The sequence below is a fragment of the Sphingobium sp. genome (genome assembly GCF_035511395.1).
Taxonomy (GTDB): Bacteria; Pseudomonadota; Alphaproteobacteria; order Sphingomonadales; family Sphingomonadaceae; genus Sphingobium.
On the sequence record NZ_DATKFP010000431.1, the window covers coordinates 1 to 10,604 of the forward strand.

A 10,604-nucleotide genomic window follows, 5' to 3' on the forward strand; every position below is an offset into this window, starting at 1 on the left:
AACGACGAATGATCCTCGCTGGCGGCGAGCGCTCTGGATTGCGCTTGTCGTCAACGGCGCAATGTTCGTAGCCGAGATCATTGCCGGGGTGGCCGGTGGATCGAAAGCCTTGCAGGCTGATGCCCTCGACTTTCTGGGTGACAGCGCCAATTACGCCATCAGTCTCGGCGTCACGGGGATGGCACTCGCGTGGCGGGCAAGGGCAGCGCTGCTGAAGGGACTCACTCTGGTTTTGCTCAGCCTCTATGTGCTCTGCGCGGCCTTGTGGAGCGTCTGGCATGGCAGCACGCCGCATGCGGAACTCATGGGGCTCGTCGGTTTCACCGCGCTCATTGCCAACGCAGTGGTCGCAATTATGCTCTATCGCTTCCGTACCGGTGACGCCAACATGCGATCGGTCTGGATCTGCTCGCGCAACGACGCCATCGGCAATGTCGCAGTGCTGCTCGCCGCTGCCGGAGTCTTCGGCACCGGAACGGCATGGCCCGACCTCATCGTAGCGGGCATCATGGCGATGCTCGGCATTTCCGGCGGCATCCAGATCCTCGCGCAGGCCCGAGGCGAGCTCAATTCAACCCGAAGGGGTTACACCGCCGCGGCGGAGTGATAGGGACCGACCGATGCGCAAGCTGTTGCCCTTCCTTGCCTGCCTGATGCTGATTCTCGTCAGCTGGTCCGGCATGGCGCACGCCGCAGAGGCAACGGGCGGCAACGACGCTGGGTACGATTTTTCTTATCATGCGCCGGGCGACGGTGACGAAGTCCCCGGCGATGCCGACAATGGCCTGCCTCACCATCACGGTGCCTGTCACAGTCATGATCTCGGCACCCCTTCGATGAGCGTGGCGCCGCCCATCGCCCGCTCGGCCGGGCAAGTTCGCGGATTTCGGCGAGCTACTCCGTTGTGCCCGGCGGACGACAGTGTGACACCGCGCCCTCCACGGACCTGACGCTTCCGCCGGCCGACTGATGTCGGCCAGGAATCCTCCGTCAGGAATTTCACATCATGAAGACCATACTCGCGGCGCTTATGGCCGCGGTGTCCTGTGCCGCAACGGTGCAGGCGCAGGAAGCACCGAACGCGCCTTCCGGTGCAGTAGTTCTAACACTCGACGATGCCGTCGCTGAAGCAGGCGGCTCCGCTCCCGCGATGGATGCGGGCCGTGCAGGCATCGATGCTGCCAAGGCAGGTCGGACGGTTGCAGGACTTCGACCCAACCCCGTCGCTCAAGGGCAGATCGAAAACATCATCGGCACCGGCCCTTATTCCGGTGTCCGCAGCAACGAGACCACGGTCGGCTTCATGCAGACCCTGGAACTGGGCGGCAAGCGCAGTGCCCGCGTTGCCGTGGCAAGCGCCGAACTGTCGCGCGCGGAACTGCAGGCGGCCGTCATCGCCGCCGACGTACGGCTGCAGGTGACCCAGCTTTACGTCGAGGCCATCTCTGCCGAACGGCGACTGATCACCGCGAAGGATCAGGCTCGTATCGCCGGTGATGCCCTGCGGGCTGCGGGCGTTCGCGTGCAAGCTGGCCGCGCTTCGCCGCTCGAACGGCAGCGCGCCGATGTAGCGCGGGTCAATGCTGAAGCCAATGCAGAGCGGCAGGACCGCCTTGCTCGTGCCGCCCGCACCAACCTTGAACGCCGCATCGGTAGGGCCTTTGGCCCTCTGGATGTTGCTCTGCTTGATCGGCTGCCTGCCGCTTCTGCGTCCTACGGGCCGTCAGAACCGGTCAGCCCGCAAGGAACGCTGGCACTGGCTGCTGCCGATGCGGATCTAGCCATCGCCGATGCAGGCGTGCGCCTCGCAAAGGCAAACCGGGTGCCGAACATTGACGTCGGCCCATCGGTGCGTCGCCTGGAAGCCACGAAGGATTTCGCCGCTGTCTTCGCGGTGTCGATCCCGCTGCAGGTCTTCAACAACGGCGGTGCCGCCCTGGCCCAGGCAGGGGCGCAACGTACCCAGGCTGAGGCCAATCGTCGGCTGACCGCGCTCGATATCGAGCAGGCCATCACCAATGCCCAAGCCGATGCCGACAACGCGGCGACCACCGCTCGCGCCGCATCCGGACCCGCCCTGCAGGCCGCGCAGGAAGCCGCCCGTATTGCTCGTATCGGATACCGCGAAGGCAAGTTCAGCCAGCTCGATCTGCTCGATGCCGAACGTACGCTCGCCGATACGCGCGTCGCCGCCATCGATGCTCTCGCATCCTACCAGAATGCCCGTGCGCAGCTGGAGCGCCTGACCGCGCCCGCCGTAGCGCCTCAAGGGGGGAACTGATTACCATGAAACTGAACACGCTCACCTATGCCGCGCTGCCGCTCTCATTGGCACTTGCCCTTGCGGCGTGCGGCGGCGGCGACAAAGCCGCGGAAGCCCCGGCCGCCGAAAAGTCTACCGCTGCGGATGCCAAGCCGGTTGAAGGCAAGGTCGACATGAGCGCCGAGCAGATCAGCTCGGCCGGCATCCAGCTGGGCCGCCCCATGATCGGCGGCTCGGGAACCGTGGAAATTCCCGGGACGATCGACGGCGATCCACAAGGCATGCAGGTGGTATCGGCCGCGATCGGCGGCCGCATCGTTTCGCTGACCCGCAACCTCGGCCAGTCGGTCGGACAGGGCCAGGCCATCGCCGTGATCGAGAGCCGCGAGGCCGCCTCCCTCAACGCGGAGATCGAAGCAGCGCGGGCGCGGCTGTCGCTTGCGAACTCCAACCTTGGCCGCGAACAGCGCCTGTTCGCCCAGAAGGTCTCGCCCGAGCAGGACCTGATTGCCGCACGCACCGCTGCGACCGAGGCCCGGATTGCCCTGCGCCTGGCGCAGCAGCAGGTGTCTGCCGCAGGCGCCGGCGGCGGTGCGCTCAACCGGATTTCGATCACGTCCCCGATCTCGGGCCAGATCATCGCACGCAGTGTGGTGTTGGGCCAAACGGTCGCCGCCGATGCAGAACTGTTCCGCGTGGCGAACCTTTCCAGCGTCTCGCTCTCGCTCAACCTGCAGCCGCAGGATGCAGGACGCGTGCGTCCGGGCAATATCGTCACGGTCAAGGCCGCAGGCCGCGAAACCACCGCGCGCGTGACTTTCGTCTCGCCTGCACTCGATGCCAATACCCGCCTCGTGCCGGTGATCGCGACGATCGACAACCGCGCGAGCCAATGGCGTGTGGGTGAGCCGGTCACGGCATCGATCGCGCTTTCCGACAGCGGCGGCAGCAATGCCATCAAGGTGCCCACCACCGCCGTCCAGACCGACGAAGGAAAGACCGTCATCTTCGTGCGCACGAAAGCCGGCTTCCAAGCCGTGCCCGTCACCCTCGGCGACAGCGCCGGCGACATGGTCATCGTGAAATCGGGCCTCAAGGGCACCGAGGAGATCGCCACCGTCAACAGCTTCACGCTCAAGGCCGAACTGGGCAAGAGCGAAGCGGTGGAGGACTGAGCCATGATCGCCCGCGTAGTCACATGGGCGGTCGAGAAGCGCTGGCTCGTCCTGCTTCTCACCGCCATCGCCGCCGTCATCGGTGCGGCATCGCTGTCCCGCCTGCCCATTGATGCAGTGCCGGACATCACCAACAACCAAGTCCAGATCAACGTTCGCGCGCCTGCTCTTTCGCCCGAACTGGTTGAGAAGCAGGTCTCGTTCCCGATCGAGACGGCGCTGGCCGGCATTCCCGGCCTCGAATTCACCCGCTCGCTCAGCCGCAACGGCTTTGCGCAGGTGACCGCAGTCTTCTCGGATTCCACCGATATCTACTTCGCCCGCCAGCAGGTCGGCGAACGTCTCCAGGGCGTTGCGGAGAACCTGCCCGCCGGCGTAAACCCCGAAATGGGACCGATCGCGACAGGTCTTGGCGAAGTCTACATGTGGACCGTCAAGCTTGAACACCGCAAGGATGACAAGCACCGCCCCGGGGAACCCGGCCAGCAGCCCGACGGAAGCTACATCACTCCTGAGGGAGAGCGTCTGACCACGGAAGCCGAGAAGGCGACGTATCTGCGCACCGCGCAGGACTGGATCGTCACTCCGCTCCTGAAGAGCACCAAGGGGCTGGCGGGCGTCGATTCCATCGGTGGCTATGCCAAGCAGTTCCTGGTCGTTCCCGACGTCCAGCGCCTCGCCTCGCTCAACCTTTCGCTGACCGATCTCGGCAACGCGCTCGAGCGCAACAACACCAGCGTCGGTGGCGGTTTCGTCGATCGCAATGGCGAGGGCCTTGCCGTGCGTTCGGATGCGCTGATCCGCAATGCTTCGGAACTCGGCCGCACCGTAATCGCCACCCGCAATGGCGTGCCGATTACGCTCGATCAGGTCGCATCGGTCCGTTCGGGACAGGCCATCCGCATGGGTTCGGCCTCCGAGAACGGCACTGAAGTCGTCGTCGGCACCGCGATCATGCGGATAGGCGAGAACAGCCGCACGGTGGCGACCGCAGTCGCCGACAAGCTGCAGTCCATCAACGCCTCGCTGCCACCTGACATCGTGGTCCAGCCGGTGCTCAACCGCACCACGCTGGTGAACTCGACCATCAAGACCGTCGCCAAGAACCTCGGTGAAGGCGCGGTCCTCGTCATCGTCGTGCTGTTCCTGCTGCTCGGAAACTTCCGGGCAGCGCTGATCGCTGCGCTCGTCATCCCGGTGACGATGATGCTGACCGGTTTCGGGATGCTCAAGGCGGGCGTGTCGGCCAACCTCATGAGCCTCGGTGCTCTCGACTTCGGCCTCATCGTCGATGGCGCAGTCATCATCGTCGAGAACGCCCTGCGCCGCATCGCCGAGGACCAGCATCACCATGGCCGCCTCCTCAGTGTGAAGGAGCGCCTCGCTACGGTTGCCTCGGCCGCCCGTGAGATGATCCGCCCCTCGGTCTACGGCCAAGCCATCATCATCCTTGTCTACGTCCCGCTGCTCACTCTCACGGGCGTCGAGGGCAAGACCTTCGTGCCGATGGCGCTCACCGTCATCATGGCGCTGGCCTTCGCTTTCGTCATGTCGCTCACCTTCGTTCCCGCGCTGATCGCCATCTGGTTGTCCAACCGGGTCGAGGAAGAAGACGGCCGGATTGTGACCTGGCTGAAGAAGCACTACGAGCCGGGTCTCGACCGGGCGATGAAGCGCCCCACCCTGACCATCGGTGCGGCTCTGGGCAGCCTCGTGGTTGCAGCTACGGCCTTCACTTCGCTCGGACAGGTCTTCCTGCCCCAGTTGGATGAAGGCGACATGCTGATCCAGGCCCTGCGTATTCCGGCGACGTCGGTTCAGCAGAGCCAGGCCATGCAGGTGCCGATCGAGCGGATGATGTCGAAGCAGCCGGAGGTGAAGTTCGTCTTCTCCAAGACCGGTACGGCGGAACTCGCATCGGACCCGATGCCGCCGAACGCCACCGACATGTTCGTCATCCTCAAGCCCCGCGAGGAATGGCCGAACCCGAAGCTGGACAAGGCCGAACTGGTTGCGCGCATCGAAGGTCAACTCGCGAAATTCCCCGGCAATGTCTACGAGATCACGCAGCCGATCCAGATGCGCTTCAACGAACGTATCGCAGGCGTTCGCGGCGACATCGCCGTCAAAGTCTTCGGTGACGACTTCAACACCATGAACCGCACTGCCGAGCAGATCGCCAGCATCCTGCGCAAGACTGAAGGCGCCGCTGACGTGAAGGTCGAGCAGACCACCGGCCTGCCGATGCTCGACATCAAGGTGAACCGCGATGCCATGGCCCGCCTTGGCGTCACCGCGCAGGACGTGCAGGATACCGTCACCGCCACGCTCGGCGGTCGGACTTCGGGCATGATCTTCGAAGGGGACCGCCGTTTCCCGGTGGTGATCCGCCTTTCCGATACCCAGCGCGCCGACATCAACCTGCTTCAGCAGTTGCAGGTGCCGGTCCCCAGCGGCTCCTATGTGCCTCTCGCCAGTGTGGCCGAGATCAAGGTTGTCGATGGTCCCAACCAGATCAGCCGCGAAAACGGCAAGCGCCGCGTCGTGGTGCAGGCCAACGTGCGTGGACGTGACGTCGGCAGCGTGGTTGCCGATGCCCAGGCCGACATCGGCCAGAAGGTCAGGCTTCCTGCCGGCAGCTACGTCGAATGGGGCGGCCAGTTCGAGAACATGAAGTCGGCCAGCGAGCGCTTGAAGCTCGTGATCCCGGCCTGCTTCATCATTATCCTGCTGTTGCTCTACGGCGCGCTTGGAAGCGTTCGCGATGCGGCGATCGTCTTTACCGGCGTCCCCTTCGCACTGGTCGGCGGTGTCATGCTCCTCTTCGTGCGGGGTATGGACTTCTCGATCTCGGCGGCGGTCGGCTTCATCGCCTTGTCCGGAATCGCGGTCCTCAACGGCCTGGTCATGGTCAGTTCAATCCAGGATTTGATCCGTTCGGGTATGAAGCGGGCCGAAGCCGCCCGGACCGGTGCCATGCAGCGTCTGCGTCCGGTGGCCATGACGGCGCTGGTCGCAAGCCTCGGCTTCGTGCCCATGGCGCTGGGCGCAGGTGCCGGCGCCGAAGTGCAGAAGCCGCTGGCGACCGTCGTGATCGGCGGGTTGATTTCGGCAACGCTGCTGACCCTGTTCGTCCTGCCAACGCTTTACGCCCGCTTCGGGCAGAAGGTCATCGGCCCGAACGAGCACTACAAGGAAGAGCATGAGGGCGACGACTTCCGCCACCCGCATTCCGCTCAGAACGAGGAGGTGACCCATGGCGCATGATCACAGCCAAGCCGGCCACGCGCATGACCATACGGCCGGCGCGAATGCAAAGATGTTGGGGTGGGCGCTTGCGCTCACCTCGATCTACCTCATCGCCGAGGTCATAGGTGGCATCGTCTTCAACAGCCTGGCGCTGTTGTCCGACGCAGCGCATATGATGACCGACGTTGCGGCTCTGGCCATCGCTCTCATGGCGATCAAGCTGGGTCGCAAGGCACCTGACGAGAAACGGACCTTCGGATATCGGCGGTTCGAAATCCTTGCAGCCGCGTTCAACGCTGTCCTGCTATTCGCGGTCGCGATCTACGTCTTCGTCGAGGCAATCAAGCGGTTCAGCGAGCCTCAGGAGATCCAGTCCTGGGGTATGCTCATCGTGGCGACGGTCGGTCTAGGCGTGAATCTCGTTTCGATGCGACTGCTGACGGCAGGCAAGGATGCCAGCTTCAACGTGAAAGGTGCCTATCTGGAAGTCTGGGCCGACATGATCGGTTCGGTAGGCGTCATCCTGGGGGCGCTGGCAATCCGCTTCACCGGCTGGACATGGGTCGATCCGGTGGTCGCCGTGGCGATCGGACTCTGGGTGCTACCCCGCACCTGGATCCTCTTGCGCGATACGACCAACGTCTTGCTCGAAGGCGTTCCCGCAGGGCTATCGCTCAAGGAAGTTTGGGCAGCGATCGGTGATGTGGCAGGGGTTCAAAGCCTCCACGATCTGCACATCTGGTCGGTCTCCAATGACGAGGTCAGTTGCACGGTGCATGTGGTCCTAGAGAAGGATGCCACTGCAGAACCGGTGAGGCAGACCGTGCTGGAAGTGATCAAGAATCACTTCGATATCAGCCACGCGACCATTCAAACCGAGGAGACGGGTCAATCCTGCGAGATTGATCAATCCCATCGTTGACCGCCAAAAGGGTGGCCGGCGTTGTCAGCCACCCTGCAATGGCAAAAGCCAAGCGATCGTCGGTCTTCGAACGGCGGCTTAAGCTTAGACCGGCCAATCCTCAGACCCAACATGAATGATCGGATCTGGTCGCCGCTGCCGGAACCGGGCCGTCTGCAGGTAGGGATTCGAATTTGACCGCTGGATGACCTGGAAGGGTCGACAGCGGGACGGCAGCAACGCGCACTTGTAGGCATCAGCACCGCAGCTGAGCGCTACTGGACGCTCAGCAGGATTGACACTGCAACGGTTGCCATTCTGGCCATCGTCGGCGCAGTCTCCTGATCGTCCAACTGGCCAGCTTCTTTCTCCTGGTCTTCGCCGCGGTCGTTCTCGCTGTCGTCTTCGATGCTCTGACGCGTGCGATCTGTGCGATCCTGCAGCTCGGGCGTGGACTGGCTCTCGCTGCCGCCGTTGTCTTGCTGCTTGGCGTCTTCATCGGCGCTTTGGTGCTGTTCGGAGCGCAGCTCACCAACGAATTCGATACTATCCGTCAAAGCCTTCCAGGCGCCGTCGACAGCTTGCAGGCATTTCTCGACCGTGCCGGGCTTGGCGAGGCTGTGAACGGATGGATGAAGGGACAGGCCGTCTTTTCTATCGTCGTCGCTGCCCTGACCTCGGCCGGTCTAGCTCTTCTTGGGGTGCCTTCGGCCGGAGGCCTCGGTGTGATCGCCGGGTCGCTCGATATCATTCCGATGATCGGCCCTGTGGACCGTAGCCCTGTTCATCGTCATTCAGCAGCTCCAGGGCAACTTTCTGCAGCCGATGACCCAGAAGCAGGCCGTCGATGTCCCGCCGGCTGCTCTCCTCTTTGCCACTTGGGGCGTAGTCCTTGCCGCGCCCCTCGCGTCCTAACCAGTGCGTTCGGCAACGGGCCGAACATTGAAAAGCCCCAATGTTCGGCACTCGGGGCAGGTCTTTTCCCGGACTGTAACAGAAGCGTCATGTCGCGCCTCGACTAGGCCGCCCCGACAGCCTGCGCATCATCGCAGGCATCCTCAAGGGGGCAGATAATGGGTATCCGCAACACGTTCTGGCACAGCAGCCGGGGCATCATCGCACTTGCACTTCTGGCACCCGGAGCGGCGTTCGCGGGGACTGTCAGCGGCACCGTGTCGGACGACACCGGAACCCGCGCACTGCAGTCGGCGCAAGTGCGCATCGTCGAACTGGACCGCAGCATGCAGGCCGAGCGGGACGGCAGCTTCCGCTTCCCGGACGTCGCGCCGGGCACCTATACGCTGGAGGCGCGCTACGTCGGGGCCGAGGTGACGACCCAGTCGGTGACGGTTCCCGCGACCGGCACCGTCACCAGCGACTTCTCCCTTTCAGGGATCGGCGGCGCGGACATCCTCGTCGTCGGTCAGATCGCCAGCCAGTCCTCTGCCCTTTCGCGCCAGCGCGCTGCGGATGGCGTGGAGAGCGTCCTGACGCGTGACGCCATCGGCCAGTTCCCGGACCAGAACGTGGCGGAATCGCTGCGTCGCCTGCCCGGCGTGAACATCCTGAACGATCAGGGCGAAGGCCGCTTCGTGTCGGTGCGTGGCCTCGATCCGTCGCTGAACGCGGCCTCGATCAACGGCGTGCGCGTTCCCGCCCCCGAAGGCGATACCCGCACCGTGGCGATGGACGTGATCCCGTCCGAGCTGATCGAGTCGATCGAGGTGAAGAAGTCGCTCACTCCCGACATGGACGGCGACACCATCGGCGCCTCGATCGAAATCAACACCACGAGCGCCTTCGACCGCAAGAAGGATCTGTACTCGGTCAAGCTGGAGGGCAGCTACAACGACTACGCCGATGCCCTGACGCCCAAGGGCAGCGTGGACTTCTCCACACGCGTGACCGACCGCTTCGGTATCGCCGGCGGTTTCAGCTACTATCGCCGCAAATTCGAGAGCGACAATATCGAGGGCGCGGACTGGGCGCTGGACGACAACGGAAATGCCTATGCCGCCGAGATGCAGTACCGCGACTACGACGTGGAGCGTAAGCGCATGGGCGGTTCGCTCAGCTTCGACTGGCAGGCCACGGACACGACCAAGCTCTACGCACGCGGCCTCTACAGCCAGTTCGAGGACCAGGAGTATCGCGGCGACGTGATCTTCGTGCTCGACGAGGCGCCGAGCAGCAGCACCGCCACCAGTGCCGAGTTCTCGTCCGAGGATGGCCGCGTCGAAGTGCGTCGCCGCATGAAGGACCGCTTCGAGAAGCAGAAGATCAAGTCGCTCACCATCGGCGGTGTCACCGAGGCCGGTCCGTGGAAGGCGGTATACTCCGGTAGCTGGTCGGAAGCGAGCGAGCGCGAGAACGGCTCGGTCGATCCCACCCGCTTCCGTGCCCGCTTCGAGGAGGGCGACGACGTGACGGTCGGTTTCGACTATGCCAACCCGAGGAAGCCGCGCTTCAGCGTGACGGGCAACACCGACGCCTTCTACGATCCGGAAAGCTACGGCTTCAACGAACTGCAGCAAACGGTCCTGCTCGACGCCCGCGACCGCGAATATTCGGTCAAGGGCGATATCTCCCGCGAGTTCGCGACCGGCAGCGGCACGTTCACCGTTCAGGCGGGCATGAAGGCGCGCTGGCGCAAGAAGTCGCTGGTGCAGCGCGTCGATGCCTATGACGACTACGACGGCGACTACACGCTGGCCGACGTGCTGGGCGGCCAGACCTACCGCATCCAGGATATCCTGCCGCTGCCGAGCCAGCGCGGCCCGACGGACTTCTTCAACGCCAATCGCGACAACTTCGTCCTCAATCCGATCGACACCGCGGTCGAATCCAACTCGGCCGATTTCTCGGTGAAGGAGGACATCCTCGCCAGCTACCTGATGGGCCGCTGGGACAGCGACACCGTGCGCATCATCGCCGGCGTTCGCGTGGAGCAGACCCGCAACGACATCCGCGCCAAGCTGACGCAGGTGGTCGAGGAAGGGCAGGAGTATCAGGGCGT

Annotated in this window: 8 protein-coding genes; 7 read left to right on the plus strand and 1 reads right to left on the minus strand. The window is 64.1% G+C overall.

Annotation, left to right across the window (positions count from 1 at the left end):
* The 6 genes from VMR39_RS28855 to VMR39_RS28880 form a co-directional block, all read left to right on the plus strand.
* Positions 1 to 607 (plus strand): cation transporter (locus VMR39_RS28855; protein WP_325421719.1); only part of this gene is annotated, 607 nt, incomplete at its 5' end.
* A 13-nt stretch (positions 608 to 620) separates the two neighbouring features.
* Positions 621 to 950: a hypothetical protein gene (locus VMR39_RS28860; protein ID WP_325421721.1), complete on the plus strand. Its 330-nt coding sequence runs from the start codon at positions 621 to 623 to the stop codon at positions 948 to 950.
* Positions 951 to 1,006: 56 nt separating this feature from the next.
* On the plus strand, positions 1,007 to 2,281 hold the full coding sequence (locus tag VMR39_RS28865; RefSeq protein ID WP_325421723.1) for a TolC family protein: 1,275 nt from the start codon (positions 1,007 to 1,009) through the stop codon (positions 2,279 to 2,281).
* A gap of 5 nt (positions 2,282 to 2,286) precedes the next feature.
* Positions 2,287 to 3,438 carry an efflux RND transporter periplasmic adaptor subunit gene (locus VMR39_RS28870; protein WP_325421725.1) on the plus strand — a complete coding sequence of 384 codons (1,152 nt, stop codon included), beginning with the start codon at positions 2,287 to 2,289 and terminating at the stop codon, positions 3,436 to 3,438.
* Positions 3,439 to 3,441: 3 nt separating this feature from the next.
* Positions 3,442 to 6,705 (plus strand): CusA/CzcA family heavy metal efflux RND transporter, encoded by a 3,264-nt coding sequence (locus VMR39_RS28875; RefSeq protein WP_325421727.1) that lies wholly within the window; start codon positions 3,442 to 3,444, stop codon positions 6,703 to 6,705.
* On the plus strand, positions 6,695 to 7,609 hold the full coding sequence (locus VMR39_RS28880) for a cation diffusion facilitator family transporter (RefSeq protein WP_325421729.1): 915 nt from the start codon (positions 6,695 to 6,697) through the stop codon (positions 7,607 to 7,609). Before VMR39_RS28875 ends, VMR39_RS28880 begins: the two co-directional genes overlap by 11 nt.
* Positions 7,610 to 7,863: 254 nt before the next feature.
* Here VMR39_RS28880 and VMR39_RS28885 read toward each other — a convergent pair whose 3' ends face one another.
* The gene (locus VMR39_RS28885) at positions 7,864 to 8,145 is read right to left on the minus strand and encodes a hypothetical protein (RefSeq protein ID WP_325421731.1); all 282 of its coding nucleotides are present in this window, start codon (positions 8,143 to 8,145) and stop codon (positions 7,864 to 7,866) included.
* 516 nt (positions 8,146 to 8,661) lie between these two features.
* Here VMR39_RS28885 and VMR39_RS28890 point away from each other — a divergent pair.
* Positions 8,662 to 10,604, plus strand: a 1,943-nt coding sequence (locus VMR39_RS28890; RefSeq protein WP_325421733.1) for a TonB-dependent receptor, incomplete at its 3' end; no start/stop codon positions are given.

Bases quoted from the DNA above. Each gene is read 5' to 3' on its own strand.
- VMR39_RS28875 (WP_325421727.1), top strand. From the start codon at position 3,442: ATGATCGCCCGCGTAGTCACATGGGCGGTCGAGAAGCGCTGGCTCGTC.
- VMR39_RS28880 (WP_325421729.1), top strand. From the start codon at position 6,695: ATGGCGCATGATCACAGCCAAGCCGGCCACGCGCATGACCATACGGCC.
- VMR39_RS28865 (WP_325421723.1), top strand. From the start codon at position 1,007: ATGAAGACCATACTCGCGGCGCTTATGGCCGCGGTGTCCTGTGCCGCA.
- VMR39_RS28860 (WP_325421721.1), top strand. From the start codon at position 621: ATGCGCAAGCTGTTGCCCTTCCTTGCCTGCCTGATGCTGATTCTCGTC.
- VMR39_RS28870 (WP_325421725.1), top strand. From the start codon at position 2,287: ATGAAACTGAACACGCTCACCTATGCCGCGCTGCCGCTCTCATTGGCA.